Genomic DNA, 17,392 nt, shown 5'->3' with positions numbered 1-17,392 from the left:
GAAGAGCACTCATTTCCCATTCTGTAATCATTACTTTGACTCCGGTTTCAGCAAAAGCTAGCATACTTTTTTCGAATTCCTCTACAGTGGGATAGTCCATTCCCATATGTCCTTGCATTCCAACAGCATCGACACGTAACCCTTTTTCTTTTAGAGATTTAATTAGTTTGACGATACCATCTCGTCGACCGGGCCAATGCATACCATAGTCATTGTAGTAGAGTTCAGCGTCTGGATCTGCCTCATGGGCATATTGGAAGGCTAAAGGAACGTATTCTTCTCCCAATATCTCGTAGAATTTTGTTTTTCGATAAGAACCGTCATCTTCAATGGCTTCGTTGACCACATCCCATCCTTTGATTTTTCCTTTGTATCGGGTAACAATAGTAGTAATGTGATCTTTCATCCGTTGCTTCAGCACCTCGGCCGATACGTTGTTTCCTTTCTGATCGACACAGAACCAGGGTGCAAGCTGCGAATGCCAGATGAGGCAGTGTCCGATGATGGCCATGTTATTCTCTTGTCCGAATTTTACAAACTGGTCAGCTTGCTCGAAGTTGTAACGGTCTTCTTCGGGATGGATATTGGCACTCTTCATGCAGTCTTCTGCCACAATCGAATTGAAGTGCTTTTTGATGATTTTCACTGAGGCTGTATCTACTTCTGACGACTGGCGGACGTTGACAGCTACGCCTACCAGAAATTTATCGCCAAAAATATCTTTCAATGCAGGCTCTTCCGTAATAGTTGCCTGTTTCCCATTGCCGCAGGAAACTGCTAGCATAGATGCGAACAATGTTAAAATAACATGCGTAATTTTCATGATACGATAAAATTATAATTAGTAAAATTTGTGAGTACGTTTTTCTTGTACACTAAGCTGTTTTATTTATGACGCAATTCGATTTCTTTATTTATCTCATCGATCTTCTCGTCGCTCAGCTCGTACTTGGAAATGATGAACATAGCCAGAGCCAACAGAATAGCAGGAATAACGGCTACCAGCCAAAGGATGCCTTGTTCTGCAAAAGGAGATTGGCTGACAGCATTTTCCTGATCGAAACCTACATATGCCAATACCAGTCCGGGCACTACACCTCCCAATGCCATACCGGCCTTGTAGAAGATTCCGGTCAGGGCGTTGACAATGCCTGATATACGTTTGCCGGTAGTATATTCTCCATATGAGATTACTTCGGGTACAAGCGCCCACATGTATCCGGTAGCTACGATAACACCTGTTGACTTGATGAACTGTGCTACATAAACCAGCCAGATTTGAGTTTTCAGCGATGGAGTCATCGATATCACATAAAGCATGGCCATACCGATAATGGCGACGGATAAGAATACATTGAACATGGCACGCTTTCCGATTTTCCGTTTAATCCAGGGAACCAGTGGCATGAAAATGAAAGCCGGAATAGAACCTAATGCCATGAAGTTGGCCATCTGATCACTGGTACCTTTTACATTATAAATCATGTAATAGGATCCCGCAGAGTTGCCTACCGCCATCATGGCAAATGCTGTGATGAAGAAGAATGCCAGTACACGCAGGGGCTTGTTGCGTTTGAACTCGACCCAGAGGTCGGATACCTTCACGTTTTCGGTTTCTTTGGCATCCATAACGACACGTTCGCGGCATTGTGTGAAGCAGAATATGAGCAGAGCCAGTCCGACTATGCCATAAATGGTCATTGTGATGAACCAGGCATGGGCACTGGTTGTAGTATTGGTCATTCCGTCAGGTGAAATGGCTGCAACAATTTTGGGAATACCATAAGCTACCGCCAGTCCGCCAGTGTTGGCCAGGAACATACGCACACTGGTCAATGTCGTGATTTCGTCGGTATCGCGAGTCAGCGATGCGTTGAGGGCACCATAAGGTACATTAATTAATGTATAAAGCATGGACAGTCCTACATAGGTAATGTAAGCATAAACCAAAGAGCCGGAGAAACCGTTCCAAAAGCAAAGAATGGCAAAGCCTGTGAGGGGAATACCTGCCAATACCAGATAAGAACGGTATTTACCCAGCGGGGGATTGTGCTTGTCGACAAAAGCACCTACCAGCGGGTCCCATAAAACATCGACTACGCGAACTATCAGGAACATGAAAGCTGCCACTTCGGGTTTCAGACCGTATACGTTGGTATAAAATATCAGCAAGTACATGCAGACTGTCTGATAGATAAGGTTTTGGGCTAGGTCTCCCGAGCCGAATCCTATGCGTTGAAGCCAGGAAAGTTTGTAGAATCCTTTTGATTCTTCGTTTGTTTTTGCAATAGATTCCATAGATATTTATTTTTTAGTATTTGCACTGTTTATTTTTTGTCGTCAGTTTGTTTTAAGGCTGCATCTGCTACACGCTCACCCAATGTTTTCTTGTTTAATGGATGGATATCATTCCATTCACCCAAGTCACTGTTTTTGATGAGAGTAGTATGAGTATTCTGTTTGGCAGCCTTGGCTTGTTCCTGCCTCATTTCAGCCCAGGCTTTGCGTCCGTCAATATCGTCTTTGGAAAGGAAGTCTGCCAATTCGACGATATAGAACGGCAAGTTCGGACGGTTGAAAGTGCGTCGCCAGTCTGCTATCATGGCTGTCAGCAAAGAAGCATATTCGTTACGTCGTGATACGTTCGATTCTCCCTGATACCATATTACTCCGTTGAAAGTATAGTTTTTTAAGGGGGCTATCATGGCGTTGTACAGGCAAACTGGCTTGTAGCAGAAGAACATCATGCTTGGTGCGTTGGGCATGGGAGCACCAAGACGGTATTTCCATGTACCTTCCAGGCTGATTTCTTCGTTTTGTCCTTCTGAGGGAATAATGATCTTGTATGGCTTTTCCGGAACAAAGCTCGGTTGGCCGCCGTTGCTGATGAGGCGGACGGTAACATTGTTCTTGCCGGCTTTCAGTAATCCGGCAGGTATTTTGTATATACGTGGCGGATATTGATAACCTGTTGTTCCGACAAACTGTCCATTGACATAGACCGAATCGGCATCAACAATACAGCCTAAACGCAGGATAGCTTCCTTGCCGCTATAATTTTGTGGTATATCAACGTCTTTGCGTAACCAATGTGAGCCGCCTATGGGATTTAGTCCGTTGTTGCCCCAGTCGGCAGAAAACATGTCGATGGTTTTCCAATGGCTGTCGTCGTAATCGGCGGCATACCATGGAGTAGATTCGTGCAAACCGGCATCACCCAAATAAAGCGACCGATTCCAACGGCTGAAGTTTTCACTTTCTACCTTTTTTATATGGGCACAGAAAGCGTCATCTTCGTATTGGCGTTTGTCGTTAATGTACAGTGGAAACTCTTTCAGACCTTCTTCACTGATCCATGCTTCAACAGGAGTGCCGCCCCAGCTTGAATTGACAAGTCCTACCGGAATGCCATTCTTCTCGTAGGATGCTTTGGCAAAGAAGTAGGCCAAGGCAGAGAATTGCATCACATTCTGTTGATTCAGTGCTTTCCAGCTTGTTTGAGGTGTGTCTTCCTGCGGTGCATGGAAATTGTATACTTTGGGAATGATGATGTGGCGAATCTTATCGTTGTTGTAAGATGCAATTTCTTCGGCAAACATATCGGTAACCCGACTGACAGGCAATTCCATATTGGATTGCCCGGAGCAAAGCCATACATCACCTATCAGAATGTCTTTGATTTCGATGTCGTTTACTGACATGAGATAGGGGCCTCCTGCTTTCATGGGAGGAAGTGTAATGCTCCATTTTCCGGAATTGTCGGCTGTTGCAGTAAATGTGTCTTTTAGTTTACCACCTTTTGTTATAGAAGGAAGGGCTATTTTTACGTTATCAGCCGATTTCCCTTTTAAAAATCTGACTGTGACGGTTTCGCCCGCATCGGCAGTTCCCCATACTTTGACGGTTTGTTCGCGTTGCAACACCATACCGTCGGAAATAAGAGCAGGCAACTTCACCTTTGCTTCTGCCATTGAGGCAGAGCAAAGGCAAAGTAACACTGCAACTCCTAACCTAAACTTAATATAAACTTTATTTTTATGCATGTTTCTTATATATTTTACTTGTTTGTTATTCGTATTCGTATAATTTTACATGTAATATTTTGAAGTCCCCAACACTAATACGGACATGACGACCTTGGTGTGTCTGATCGCCGTTTAAGCGGCGAATATACCCGAAACTACCGTCAGGATTGATTTGGATTTCATCAACGGAACCGAGTCCACAGCGTTTTCCTTGGAACTTCTTTGATTCAGTGTAGCTGTGTTGCTCGTTTTCACCTTTTAGTTTGAAGCCATCTTCGCCTAACAGTTCTTTGGCGTTTCCGGATGCCTTTTCTGTACTTTTAGCAAATTCTACAACGATTCCACTACCGGCTACAATATATTCTTTGCTACTTATTTTGAGTATGATGCCTCCACCTTCGGGCCATTTGCTTCCATCGGTAGCTCTCGGATCCCACGGCAGGGTGAAATAGTGACGACATGTAATGACCAGATCGTCATTGTGCAGAATACGTTCTTTATTTTCCTGGTCAAACAGCAGTCCTTTCATGACTCCTTTTCCTTGGTATTGGGTGAGTAAGGGCATCATTTCCTTTAATTTGCCATAGCTTTGTACTAAAGGAGCCTGCTGTGAGTCACTTCCATCCTCGATGGAGAAGGGGCTGAAGCCTATGGCATCGTGTTCGCCAAATACATAGAATGCTCTTACACCATCATCGTCTGCCAGTCGGATTTCTGGAATGAAAAGTGGATTGTTGTGCAGATGGTATTGGGCAACCCAATCCTTGAATCCATTATCGTAAAGGTCAGGGGCAAGAATGTCAATAGATGGTGCACCGCAGTGCCATATATCAATAAGGTGTGCCAGCGGACCGGCTGAAGGATATTCTCCCGGTTGGCGGCCACGACTGTTCATCGCTGCATTGACATATAAAGGTACGTTGTATATGGAACGTGCTGTTTGGGCCAGTTCTTCTACATAGTTGGCATAGTGCCATGCCATAAAGATTTCGTCCGTATAGATATCTGAACCAAAAACTGCTTGCCAATTACCTTGTCGGGGACAGCCTTGTGCTTCCCATTTTTTCAGCATCTGCGGATGAAGCTTTTTCTTGTTCTTTTGCAGGTAATTCATTAATTTCTCTGGAACCGGTGCCTGGAAAGCTTGATTAGCAGCTTGGGAATAGTCGCGTGCGCTCTCAAGCATACCTATTTCATTTTCAATTTGAATCATGATGACTGTTCCATGTGTTTTATCCACATCGGCTATGTGTTTCATCCATTCAGTGAAAGCCCGGTTGTCTGCCTGACGGACATTGTCGGAAAAGGCACTTGCTATTTCTAACGGCTTACCGTTTTGAGTAATGGCTCGCGGATATTTATTATAGTTTGTCTTGAACCATAGTGGTGTGTAGCAGCTCATGGAGTTTTTCCATGCTCCAAACCACAGGAATATTATTTTCAGATTGTTTGCCCGAGCCTGTTCGATGGCCTTATCGGTCAGGGTAAAATCATATTGTCCTTCTACGGGTTCTATTAAATCCCAGTAGGCAGGAACAAGTACAGTATTTAATCCCATCCGTTGGAGTTTCGGAAAGATACGCTCAATGTCTTGTGTACAGGCTGCTGAAGAATTACCCAGTTCACCTCCTAATATAAGGAAAGGTTTTCCCTCGACAAGGAGTTGAGTGAATATATCTTCCCTGTGTAAAGAACTTTTCTGCGCGGATAAGGTTGCCGACAACAGAATGAAAAGGAGGAGTAGGGTTGTCTTTTTCATGGTGATACAGGTATCAATTTTAATGTTATCTCTGTTTACAAAGATACGAATCAGCTTTGTATTTCATTTCAAATAATGTATCATAAACATTCCTATAGGTAACATACACTTTATTCTACGTTACATTTTCTTGTATATAGAGTACATTCGGCTTAAAAGTCGTGTTTTATATAGGATGTTACCATTGCTATAGTTATTGTATTCGAAGTGTATATCAATATTAGAAAAATATGCTTGTTGAAGCAGGTAAAATAGTGGGCTGATGTAGCTATTTTTCTTTTTAGGGGCTTTTATCCTGGCCTGTTTTTTATTATGGATGAATTTATTACCTTTTTAGTAAGTGAAATATGGCAGGATTATCTAATTTTAGGCTACTATCTGGGTATCTTATTAGGCTAATGATATGCTATTTTTGAGTATATGTGTTTGTCGTTTGCGTTGATTTCAGATCCATTTTGTGCTTGTCTTTTGTGGAAAAGTTATAATTTTGGTGGATAAACTTTAGTCTACGTTACATAATCTTTCTTCCATGTAACATTTGTGTTTTTTAATGTTTCAATATTGGTGAAATGCATTATCTTTGAACGATTTTTATAGATATCACAAACCTTATACCATGAACCAATATATTCGTATTATTCTCTTTGTAATATTCTTTTGCACTCCTTTTGTGCCTGGAATGGCACAAACCGGTCGTTTTTATTCTATGGAAAGCGGATTGTCCAGCAGCCTGGTGAATAAGCTTCTGCAAGACAGCCGTGGTTTTGTATGGATTGCAACAGAATACGGTTTGAACCGTTTTGATGGTATACGCTTTACCAATTACAAGCACATTCCCGGTGATTCTACTTCTATTAAAAATAACTATGTGCATACGTTGTTTGAAGACAGTCGGAAAAATCTGTTTGTAGGCTGTATTGATGGGTTGATGAAGTATGATCGTGACACTGATACATTCATCGAAATACCCATGATGCGTGGTGGTCGCAGAGTATATCCGCACGTGACTCAAATGCGTGAATTGCGCAATGGCGAAATCTGGATTACTACAACCGGTCAAGGTATGTTCCGTTTAGACATTCAGGGAGATAAGGCTCTGTCTTTGGATAATATATTGCATCAGGCCAATTACAACTATCAGCAGAACTTTTACGAGGATTCCAACAGTAATATATGGATTGGTACTGAAGGAAATGGTTTGATTTGCTATTTACCGGCAACAAGAGAAATACGTATTTTTAAATATCCGGAAATAAATGATAATAATATTTCGGCTATCATAGAGGACAGCCAAGGCAACTTGTTTGTCGGAACGCCTAAAAAGGGCCTTTCGCGCTATGATAAGGAATCCAACCGGTTTGTGTCTGTCCCTTGTGAAGGTTCTCCGTCTATATCAGTATATTGTCTGCTGATGGTATCCGGCAAGTTGCTGGTAGGTACCGATGGGCAGGGAATAAAGGCGTATAATCCGGCTCTTGAGGCTTTGGAAGATTATAGTATAAATTCTGCTCCGATGGACTTCTCCAAAGGCAAGGTTCATGCCATGATGGGAGATAAGGACAAGAATTTATGGTTGGGATTATTTCAGAAAGGAATTATGCTGATACCGAAGCAGGAAAATCCTTTTGAATATTATGGCAGCAAATCTATTTATTATAACCCTATAGGCGAAGGATGTGTGATGTCTGTTTTTCAGGACAGTGATTATCATTTATGGGTAGGAGCGGACAATGAAGGCTTGTTTGAACTGGGGATAGACGGGAAACGTATACGGCATTATCAGCCGGATGGTTCTTCGAGTTCTGTTGCCAGTACGGTGATGTGTATGTACGAAGATTCGAACGGAGATTTTTGGGTTGGATCGTATACACGTGGCTTGGCCAGAATGGACAGGAAAACAGGGAAGTGTGACTATCTGCCACAGATCGGTAATAAAAAGGTGTTGTCGATAGCGGAAGATGGACGGAAAAACCTGTATATCGCAACCTTGGGTTCGGGCTTTTACCGATATAATCTGCAGACGAAAGAGTTGAAGCATTACGAATCGTCCAAGGACGAAGCGGGCGATTTGAATCGGAATGAGTTGGCTAACGATTGGATAAACTATTTATTTTGTGATAAAGATGGGATTGTATGGCTGGCGCATTATAAAGGAATCAGTTGCTTTAATCCCCAGACTGGCAGTTTCCTGAACTATAGGCAATCCAATACACTGATAACCGACTGCGTAGGTTATGCCTTGCTGGAAGATAGCAATGGTTATATCTGGGCAGGAACGACTGGTGGTCTGTTCCGTTTTAATAAGAAAACAGAGGAGATCGAGAAATTTACCGTAAAGGATGGTTTGTCTAATGATGTTATTTGCGGATTGTGCGAAGACGGACAACACAATATCTGGATTAGTACGTACAATGGCATCAGTAAGTTCGATGTTGTAGAGAAACGTTTCATAAACTATTACGCGGGCGATGGAATACAAGGCAATGAATTCATGCACGGAGCTTTTTATCGTGCTCCGTCGGGAAAGATTTTCTTTGGTGGTGTGAATGGTATTACAGCTTTCTTGCCGGACGCCATCAGTAGTGAGTCCAAGACAGCAGAGGTCTGCATCACTGACTTCTTTATATTCAATCAGCCTGTACGTAAAAATACCGAATCGGGTGGTCGGCCGGTTATTCAGGGGAGTGTTCAGGATGCGAAACGCTTTCAGTTGGCTTATGATGACAATACGTTTAGTATTGTCTTTTCCACTCTGCAATATAATAGTCCGGAACAGATAACTTACCAGTATAAGATTGAGGAACTGGGATCGAAGTGGCTGTCGACCGAACCGGGGGTAAATCTGGTGACTTATAACAACCTGCCTCCCGGCAAATATACTTTCTCGGTGCGTGCTTTGAATCATGGAAGTCTTTCGGAAATACGTAATATCGAAATTCTGATTACTCCTCCTTGGTATGCGACTTGGTGGGCTTATTTCATTTATTGCATTCTGTTGGGACTGCTGGTATATGGCATAGTAAATCACCTCCGTTCGCGGATGCGGCATCGCCGTGAGCTTATGAAGCGTGAACATGCAGAACAGCTGAACGAAGCCAAACTGCAGTTCTTTATCAACATCTCCCACGAAATACGTACACCGATGACGCTGATCATCAATCCGCTGGAGAAGTTGCTTGCCGATAAGAAAGATGCGGAACTGCATAAGACTTACCTGATGATTTATCGTAATGCCCAGCGCATTTTGCGCCTGATCAATCAGTTGATGGATATTCGTAAGCTGGATAAGGGACAGATGTTCCTGAAGTTCCGCGAGATGGATATGGTGGGCTTTATCGACGATGTAATGATGACATTCGATTATCTGGCGCGAAAGAAGAAGATACACTTCACGTTCGAGCATGATATGCCTGAACTGAAAGTCTGGATTGACTTGAATAACTTTGATAAGATTCTGATGAATATCCTTTCCAATGCCTTTAAGTATACGCCGGAAGAAGGGGAGGTGCTGGTTCGGCTGTCTACCGGCAAGGACGCTACCCGTAGGGATGCTTTGAGGGAGTATTTTGAGATAACCGTTTCGGATAGTGGCATCGGCATCGACAAGAATAAGATTGAACGTATATTCGAACGCTTCTACCAGATAGACAACGATGTAACCAAGTCTAACTTTGGTACGGGAATCGGTCTGCACCTGTCCCGTTCGTTGGTATTGTTGCATCATGGCGAGATTTTTGCCGAAAATCGGGAAGACACTTCGGGCAGTCGTTTTGTTATCCGTATTCCGATGGGAGCGGCGCATCTGCGTAGCGATGAATTGGAAGCTGGCGAAAGCAGTATGAAGATAGAGCCGGTTCCGCTGAAGCCTCGTGTGCATCCGGAAGTACTGAGCGAAGTTCCGGAAGACCTGCAGGCGGAAGAGGAAAAGACCGTTAAAGCCAAGACCAACCAGAAAGTGCTGATTGTAGAAGACGAAGAGGAGATACGCACTTATCTGAAGAATGAGTTGGCCGATGAATACCGGATACAGACTTGCGTGAATGGCAAGGAAGCCTACGAACTGATGCTGACCGATATGCCCGATCTGATAATCAGTGATGTAATGATGCCTGAAATGGACGGACTTACGTTGTGTCGCAAAATCAAGCAAAATACCAATATCAATCACATTCCGGTAGTGTTGCTGACGGCAAAGTCGAATCCCGAGGATTGTCTGGAAGGCATGGACATTGGAGCCGATGCCTATGTCGTGAAGCCGTTTAATACGGAATTACTGAAAGGAACGATTGCCAACTTGCTGCACAATCGTCGGATGCTGAAGAATAAGTTTAGCGGTACGCAGCAGCAGGAAGACAAGATAGACAAACTGGAAATGCAGTCGGGCGATGAGAAGCTGATGGAGAAAATCATGAAAGTGGTGAACGAACATCTGGCCGATCCCGACCTGAATGCAGAATTGCTGGCTACAGAAGTCGGACTGAGCAGAGTGCACATTCATCGGAAGCTGAAGGAACTGACAAATCTTTCAGCTCGCGACTTCATTAAGAATATTCGTCTGCAACAGGCAGCCAAGCTACTGGCCGAGAATAAAAAGCTGACTATTTCCGAGATAGCTTATGCTACGGGTTATACCAGTTTGTCTCATTTCTCCAACTCGTTCAAAGAACGGTATGGCTTGTCTCCTAAAGACTACATCATTAAACATCAAAAAGATTGAGATGAAAGGTTTACGGAACCATACACAGCGGTGAAGGCTTCGTGAACCTTTTATCTTTTAATGTATTTTCGCCTTCCATCCATTCTTTTCTCATCAGATTCCGATGCTGCCTGAGGCGGCAGTATATGTCGTGGCTGATAGGGTGTAATGTGGCAGTGCTTAACAAGCAATGTCAGAGGGCGTAACAATCAATGTTAGAGAGCATAAGAAGCAATGTGCCGAACAGTGCAAATATGGCTCGTGAGCCGTGCAAGTGTCGCTCGTGAGCCGTGCAAGTGTTGTTCACGAGCCGTACAGACGTCGTTCAGAGCAGGGCTTTTTATCGGATAGAAGAAGGCACGGACTACAGGGGAATGATGTTGCGAAAGGAATAATTCCATTGCAAAATGCCCTGTAATCCGTGCCCGAAAAGTTTGAAATTATTTGGATGCACCGTTTTTCCAGATGTCGTTCACCTTTTTTCGTATGCTTAGGATGTTGATCAGCGAAACAAAGACAAACAGCAGGCTTCCCGTCAGTATGCAAGGCCATAAAGAGCCTGTTTCCAGTTGTGGGAACAGATTCTGAAGGGTATCTGTGTAATAACTGCGAATCCACATCACCCCGCCTGCTGACAGCAGAAGTACAATCAGATTCAGACCGATGGTCAGCAAGTCGTACGGCAGGGCTACTTTCGTGGGACTGTAGCCAATGAGCAGCAGGTTCTCCAGTTTTACGGTATTCTTCTGTAATAGCAGGAATATGCTCAGCATCAGGATGTAGAACGACAGAAGACTGATAAACAGTCCTATGCTTATGACAATGCCAGTGATAAGCCGTAAGAAGTAGGTTGTCTTTCCGGCATCCAGGTTATTGCCTTCGGTCTCGTAATTCTTTTGCTGGAAGTAGTCGGCGATGGCTGTGTCGGTTGGGTTGTTCACTTCGACAATCAGCCGTGACGGCTGTGCTTCCTGGTCGGGAGCAAAAGTCTGGTTGGCCCAGTTCATGAACGATTGCGGAACCAGTATCGTATTCAGACGGTTGGAGAAACCTACGATATTACCTTTATACTGTTCTACGTGTCCGTTGCCGCGCAGAATGATGTCCATCCGAATCAGGCTCATCACACCTTCCGACAGCTTGGGCAGGCTGCGACTTTGGGCAAAACCAAAGTTGTAGAGGTTGAGGTAGTTGCGCGGGATGATGATGGGGATGGTGCGGCTGTTTTCATCGAAGTGCCATTTGTCCAGGTTGACGTCTACATATTCGTCGGGTACCGACTCGAAGAACATTTCGGTAGACAGGTGGATGCCTGCTTCCTGCATACCCAGCCCGGCTGATACTTTAAAGAGCGAAGGGGTAAAAGCCCCGATGCTACGGGTGAACGGCTGCTGTTGCAGTTCCTTGATTTCTTCTTTGGTAAAGGTATTGCTGCGCCCGGCAAAGCTACCGAGGGTACTGATTTTTTGGGTGGCGATGATATACTCTTTCTTCATAAAGCTGTCCCCTTGGGTGAACAGCGGCAATACATCGCGATAGAACTGTATGCTTAGCAGGACGATTGTCATGCCAAACAGATTGGCCAGGAAGAAGCCGGCCAGTTGTCCCACGCTGATGTGTTGACGAAGAAGTCGCCAGACGAGTTTGTTCATTGTTTCTTTCAGAGTTAAAGTTTGAATACTTCGTTGTAGTCCAGTGGCAGGTGTTTGCCTATTGATGTCACGATGATACCGGCCTGTTGCCGTTCGGCTTCTTCTGTCAGGAGCCGGCTCATAATGATGCCGTTTTCGTCGTCAAGGTGGCTGACGGGTTCGTCCAAAAAGATGAAGTCGAAAGGTTGGCAAAGACTGCGGATAAAAGCTACCCGTTGCTGCTGTCCGAAGGACAGTTTGCCGGCTTGTACGTCGATTTTGTCGGCTATCCCCAATGTTTCAAAAAGGGCCACGATGTCCTTTCTCTTTTTATGCTGGGTCAGCTGGTTCTTCAGCAGAACATTTTCGAGTGCCGTCAGTTCGGGGAAGATGCGCAGTTCTTGAAACAGAATGCTGAGTGAGTGTCGCCGGATGTTTCCCCATTCGCTTACGGAGAGCGAACGTATGTTGCGTTCATCGAAGTTGATGATGCCCTGATAGTCGCGCCGGTATCCGTAGATGTAACTGCAAAGCGAAGATTTGCCTGTGCCCGAAGCGGCCTCAATCAGGTAACGCTTCCCTTTGCAGAATGTGATGTCGTGATGCCATATGTCAGAGGTAATGGCATCACGGTCGGCAAACACTTGTGGAAGTGTTTGCCGCAGGTGAATATTGTTCATTGTTTAATTAGACTGTTCGTTGACAGTTGACGCTCTATAGCGTTAGTGTCGGCTTACATGCCGGCAAACTGTCTTGCGAAGTTGACGATTTGTTTAAGTGAATTGACTTCTTTATTCTTCATTTTCAAGCTGAAGTTTGCTTTCTGTATGTCTCCTGTCACTTCCAGATAAGTGAGGTTGTCGCACAGCGAGAGGGCGGAGGCAGCTTGTTGTCCGCCGAATTGTGCCAGCATCTTGACTACCGGTAAAGAACAGATAGACTCAATATTGATGATAAAGGCCATGTTCTTTCCTTTGATTTCGGATGCGTATTCGGCTTTGGCGGCAGAAGGATCTGATGCTTTACCGATGCTTTTGTAAAGCAGTTCATCATTGGTTGCATAGAACGTCTTGTCCTTTATGCCGAAGAATACGTTCAGCTTACGCGATTTGTACACATATTCGTTTTCGTTCAACCGGATGATGTCAGTACCTCGTTGCAGACCCAGTTCGTTCTTTTTTTCATAAAGAGCTTTCAGCATGTCGTTGTTCTTGGCTTCGGCATAAGCCAGGAAGGCCGGAGCATTTTGCATGGTGACGTTGATCAGTCCTATGGTTATATCGTTCTGAAAAGCATCGAAAAATACTTTCAGGTCGTTGAACTGCTTCATGGATATGCTCTTCTGGAAATCTTCGTTTTCTTGAAGGTATTTGAATACTTCTTCTCCGTTGATGCCCATGCTGAACAATGCCAGTGAGGATTGCGGGAAATATTTCAGCAGATTGTTCTGGATAGGGCGTGTTGTAGCTTTGGCCTGTTGTTCCAGCTTTTTCCTCAGTTCATCATTATTGGTATACCATTCGGCTTCAAAGTTTATTTCTCCCTTTTCAAAGCTCAGGCTACCCAGCAGGAACATTTCTTCCCAGTTTTCGCTGTTCGGCAGTCTTTGCTTCATCATCTGGGCATAGCTGTTTGACAGTTCGTTCAGGGCAATGAATACGTTGATTTCGCCATTCTTCTTCATGGCCTTCTTGAAACCTTCGCTGTTGGCAATGCTTTGTTCGGCAGTCTGCTTCAACAGGTTGCTGACTTGGCCTTTTGCATTTTCCAGCTGTGCCTCTCCGCTATAACTTACCATGACAAGTGCGGAAGGGGTGAATGCCAGTATGGCCTGATTGCTGAGTGTGGCGTAGCGGTATCCGTCGCCTTCTGCAACAGCGGAACTGATTTGTTCTTTTTCTGTCACTTGAAGCAGATTCTCCAAGTCATCTTCATTGCTGACTTTAGCTACCAGGGCAGCTTTCATATTGGGAGTATTGAACAGGTAGACTGGCGATTTCAGGTCGATACCTGCTTTATTCGGATCTTTCAGCACCGTTTCCAGTTGTTGGAAAGTGGCTGCATTCATTTCGTTTTTCAATACGTCGGTCAGCTTCTGCAGAGCTTCCTTGTTTTCTTTATCGCCTATGCCGGCTTTTTCACCCAATGATTTGAGGTTGAGTGCTACTACCGATGTGGCATCGGCAGGAATAGCGTTGGTGTACTCCGTTGTTTTGGAACATGAACTGATAAATGCTATCAGTATCGCTAAAACCGATAAATGGAGAAATAAACCTTTTTTCATATCGTTAAAGTGTTAAAAGTGAATATCATTGGTTTTCCAGATTCAATATATGACAGGCTACCAGTGCTGCTGTTTCTGTCCTTAACCTTGAGCGTCCCAGGCTGATAGGCTGAAATCCTTGTCCGATAGCTTTTTCTACTTCTTCCTCGCTGAAGTCGCCTTCCGGACCTATCATCACCAGTGCATTCTCGCCTTTTCGGATGATGTCTTTCAACAGGGGCTTTTCTCCTTCATAGCAATGTGCAATGAATTTCTGTCCGTCGAAAGGCTGGGCAATGAAGCGGTCGAAGTCGGTCATCTCGTTTAGCTTTGGCAGGCGGGCTTTAAGCGACTGCTTGATGGCGGAGATAAGAATCTTCGAGATACGTTCGGTCTTGATAACCCGCCTCTCCGAAAAGCGGCAATTCAGGAAGGTAAGTTCGTCGAATCCTATCTCGGTGGCTTTCTCGGCAAACCACTCTGTGCGGTCCATATTCTTGGTAGGTGCCATGGCAATGTGCAGATAGCCACTCCAAAGCGGTTCTTGAGCTATGGTTTCCAGTACTCGTACCAAACAGCGTTTGTTGGTAGCGGTACTGATTTCGGTACGATAGAAGTTGCCTTGTCCGTCGGTAAGCATTACTTCGTCGCCTGTTTGAAGACGCAATACCCGTATCGCATGAGCTGCTTCTTCTTCAGGCAGTTCGTTACTGTTTTGTATGTCTGGTGTGTAGAATACGTGCATGTTCGAAATGTTATATTGTATGTGATAGCGCTGAGGTGCCTACATCTTTTTGCGTTGATTGATTTGGTCGCGCAGTTGGGCGGCACGTTCGTAATTCTCGTTTGCTATGGCTTCGGCCAGGGCTGCTTTCAGTGACTCTATGTTTTCTTCTTTGGGTTGCTCGTCCTGTTGTGAAGCCTCGGAGAAGAAATCCGAGCGTATTCCCTCATCTTCCAAAATATCTTCATACACATAGATCGGTGCATGCATTCGCAAAGCCAAAGCTACGGCATCGCTTGTACGCGCATCCATTCGCATGAAGGTGTTGTCCGATTTGAAGTAGACATACGAGTAGAATACCCCATTGTTTACATGATAGATGAGTACTCGCGCCAACTTGACTTTCAGTGTTTCGAGTACGGAAGCAAAAAGATGATGCGTCAGGGGGCGTGGAGATGTGATGCCTTTCAGCTCAATGAGCATGTATTGAGCTTCGCTGGTGCCGATGATAATGGGCAACTGGCGATCACCGTTTATTTCGCCCAATACCAAGGCGAAAGCTCCAGCCTGCTCCTGACTGTTGGATATGTTCAGAACTTGCAGTTCTATTTTCTTTCTGTTCATTCCGTTACGGTTATAGTTGTTCCGGCCGGTGTTTATATTTGAAGGCAAATGCGAATACAACGGCTACTACCAGTGCATAAGCGGCAAAGGTATACCATGCATATTGCCATTGTTCGATTTGCGGGGCTTCGCTGTTGAAGTCGACAAAATGATTGACTACAGCTTGTGCTCCCAATGTACCGATGGTTGCACCGAATCCGTTGGTCATGATGACAAACAGACCCTGGGCGCTCGACCGTATGCCTTTGTCTGTCTCACGGTCAACAAACAGAGAACCGGATATATTAAAGAAATCGAATGCCACTCCATAGACGATCATCGAAAGGATAAACATCCATACGCCGCTGCCCGGATTGCCAGCACCGAACAAACCAAATCGGAGTACCCAAGCAAACATGGCAATCAGCATCACATACTTGATACCGAATCTTTTCAGGAAGAATGGGATCAGCAGTATGCAGAGTGTTTCGGATATTTGTGACAGCGAAATCAGAATATTGGCATGCTGTACACCGAAGGTCTCGGCATATTCGGGGATGCTTCCGAAGCTGCTGATGTAGGGATTGGCAAATCCGTTTGTGATTTGCAGCGATACGCCCAACAGCATGGAGAATATAAAGAAGATAGCCATCTTTTTCTGTTTGAACAATGTGAAGGCACGCAACCCCATTGCTTCTGTAAGTGATTTGCCTTCGCCTCCTTTATTAACAGGACAGGCAGGGAGGGTCAGTGCATAAACGCCGTATACCAATCCGATAAGGGCACAAGCGAAGAACTGGCCGTAATTGTTCTGAAGTCCCAATATATCCACCATCCACATGGAGCAGATGAATCCGATGGTACCGAATATACGGATAGGGGGGAAGTTTTTGATGGTATCAAGCCCGGCTTTGTCCAGTGCCGTATAGGCTACCGAGTTGGAAAGTGCAAGGGTGGGCATATAGAACGCCACACTCAGCGAGTATAAAGTAAAAAGTATACCGAATTCGACATCGCTTCCGCTGCTCATGCCGTAATAGCCTGCCAATGCCATGAATAAAGCCGCTGTAAAGTGACTGAAGCTTAACAGCTTCTGAGCCGGTACCCAGCGGTCGGCAATGATACCCAGAATGGCTGGCATAAATAGGGAAACGATACCTTGCATGGCGTAGAATGTTCCGATATGTGCTGCTTGACCGACGTTGACCAGATAACTGCCCATGGATGTCAGGTAAGCTCCCCACACGGCGAACTGTAGGAAGTTCATAATGACTAAGCGGACTTTGATGTTCATAGTTTTTCTTGTTTTGGATTCTTAAAGATAAACAAATGCTATTTTGTACAGCGTCTTGCAAAGGTACGATACCGGTCGGAGAAATGCAAATAACCTATCACTTTTTTTAGTCTGTCCAGAAAGGGGATTTTTTGATATTTCCGAAGGTTGGAAAAGTGTGCAGAAGCAGCCTGTTTCGTATGCCTGGAAAGGCAGGAATGGAATCTGAAGGGGTATATAAAAAAAGAAGGGTATCTATCCCAGACACCCAATCTTTGTTAACCTTAAATCTAATACCATGAAAAACACAGTGCAAATGTAGAGGTTTTATGTTATACAACATAATAAAACGGCCAAAAAATGCCTTTTCTTAACTCTATTTAAGAATAAAGAGGGTGTGTCGTAATACGCGATTCAC

The 17,392-nt window shown here is 44.6% G+C and carries 11 protein-coding genes; 1 reads left to right on the top strand and 10 read right to left on the bottom strand.

The window, feature by feature from the left end; genetic code table 11:
* From QVP67_RS12450 to QVP67_RS12435, 4 genes are all read right to left on the bottom strand, one after another.
* Window positions 1–823 (bottom strand): endo-1,4-beta-xylanase (locus QVP67_RS12450; protein WP_288180179.1); only part of this gene is annotated, 823 nt, incomplete at its 3' end.
* Between the two features lie 62 nt (window positions 824–885).
* Entirely contained in the window at window positions 886–2,298 is a 1,413-nt protein-coding gene (locus tag QVP67_RS12445) for an MFS transporter (protein ID WP_022163889.1), read from the bottom strand.
* Window positions 2,299–2,327: 29 nt separating this feature from the next.
* A complete protein-coding gene (locus QVP67_RS12440; RefSeq protein WP_022163888.1) occupies window positions 2,328–4,043 on the bottom strand; it encodes a sialate O-acetylesterase in 1,716 nt (571 codons plus the stop codon).
* 25 nt (window positions 4,044–4,068) lie between these two features.
* Window positions 4,069–5,784: a GH35 family beta-galactosidase gene (locus QVP67_RS12435; RefSeq protein WP_022163887.1), complete on the bottom strand. Its 1,716-nt coding sequence runs from the start codon at window positions 5,782–5,784 to the stop codon at window positions 4,069–4,071.
* Window positions 5,785–6,400: 616 nt separating this feature from the next.
* Between QVP67_RS12435 and QVP67_RS12430 the strand changes: the two genes are divergently transcribed.
* Window positions 6,401–10,501 carry a hybrid sensor histidine kinase/response regulator transcription factor gene (locus QVP67_RS12430; RefSeq protein ID WP_022163886.1) on the top strand — a complete coding sequence of 1,367 codons (4,101 nt, stop codon included), beginning with the start codon at window positions 6,401–6,403 and terminating at the stop codon, window positions 10,499–10,501.
* 419 nt (window positions 10,502–10,920) lie between these two features.
* On the opposite strand, the gene QVP67_RS12425 is transcribed toward QVP67_RS12430, so the two are convergent.
* The 6 genes from QVP67_RS12425 to QVP67_RS12400 are packed head-to-tail and all read right to left on the bottom strand — an operon-like array spanning window position 10,921 to window position 16,995.
* Window positions 10,921–12,132: a hypothetical protein gene (locus QVP67_RS12425; protein WP_022163885.1), complete on the bottom strand. Its 1,212-nt coding sequence runs from the start codon at window positions 12,130–12,132 to the stop codon at window positions 10,921–10,923.
* A gap of 14 nt (window positions 12,133–12,146) precedes the next feature.
* Window positions 12,147–12,791: an ATP-binding cassette domain-containing protein gene (locus tag QVP67_RS12420; protein WP_022163884.1), complete on the bottom strand. Its 645-nt coding sequence runs from the start codon at window positions 12,789–12,791 to the stop codon at window positions 12,147–12,149.
* 53 nt (window positions 12,792–12,844) lie between these two features.
* The gene (locus QVP67_RS12415; RefSeq protein WP_022163883.1) at window positions 12,845–14,395 is read right to left on the bottom strand and encodes a DUF4836 family protein; all 1,551 of its coding nucleotides are present in this window, start codon (window positions 14,393–14,395) and stop codon (window positions 12,845–12,847) included.
* Between the two features lie 25 nt (window positions 14,396–14,420).
* Complete coding sequence (locus QVP67_RS12410) at window positions 14,421–15,119, bottom strand: 16S rRNA (uracil(1498)-N(3))-methyltransferase (protein WP_022163882.1); 699 nt, start codon at window positions 15,117–15,119, stop codon at window positions 14,421–14,423.
* 39 nt (window positions 15,120–15,158) lie between these two features.
* Complete coding sequence (locus QVP67_RS12405; protein WP_022163881.1) at window positions 15,159–15,722, bottom strand: bifunctional nuclease family protein; 564 nt, start codon at window positions 15,720–15,722, stop codon at window positions 15,159–15,161.
* 10 nt (window positions 15,723–15,732) lie between these two features.
* Entirely contained in the window at window positions 15,733–16,995 is a 1,263-nt protein-coding gene (locus tag QVP67_RS12400; RefSeq protein WP_022163880.1) for an MFS transporter, read from the bottom strand.
* Window positions 16,996–17,392: the final 397 nt, after the last annotated feature.

This window comes from Bacteroides sp. CAG:633 (genome assembly GCF_000435115.1).
In the GTDB taxonomy this organism is placed as follows: domain Bacteria; phylum Bacteroidota; class Bacteroidia; order Bacteroidales; family Bacteroidaceae; genus Bacteroides; species Bacteroides ndongoniae.
The sequence above is the reverse complement of the archived record's forward strand: the minus strand, read 5'-3'. Positions and strand labels throughout refer to the sequence as shown.

Coding starts and splice junctions, on each gene's coding strand:
- QVP67_RS12430 (WP_022163886.1), top strand. CDS start 6,401: ATGAACCAATATATTCGTATTATTCTCTTTGTAATATTCTTTTGCACT.
- QVP67_RS12425 (WP_022163885.1), bottom strand. CDS start 12,132: ATGAACAAACTCGTCTGGCGACTTCTTCGTCAACACATCAGCGTGGGA.
- QVP67_RS12415 (WP_022163883.1), bottom strand. CDS start 14,395: ATGAAAAAAGGTTTATTTCTCCATTTATCGGTTTTAGCGATACTGATA.
- QVP67_RS12400 (WP_022163880.1), bottom strand. CDS start 16,995: ATGAACATCAAAGTCCGCTTAGTCATTATGAACTTCCTACAGTTCGCC.
- QVP67_RS12440 (WP_022163888.1), bottom strand. CDS start 4,043: ATGCATAAAAATAAAGTTTATATTAAGTTTAGGTTAGGAGTTGCAGTG.
- QVP67_RS12445 (WP_022163889.1), bottom strand. CDS start 2,298: ATGGAATCTATTGCAAAAACAAACGAAGAATCAAAAGGATTCTACAAA.
- QVP67_RS12410 (WP_022163882.1), bottom strand. CDS start 15,119: ATGCACGTATTCTACACACCAGACATACAAAACAGTAACGAACTGCCT.
- QVP67_RS12420 (WP_022163884.1), bottom strand. CDS start 12,791: ATGAACAATATTCACCTGCGGCAAACACTTCCACAAGTGTTTGCCGAC.
- QVP67_RS12405 (WP_022163881.1), bottom strand. CDS start 15,722: ATGAACAGAAAGAAAATAGAACTGCAAGTTCTGAACATATCCAACAGT.
- QVP67_RS12435 (WP_022163887.1), bottom strand. CDS start 5,784: ATGAAAAAGACAACCCTACTCCTCCTTTTCATTCTGTTGTCGGCAACC.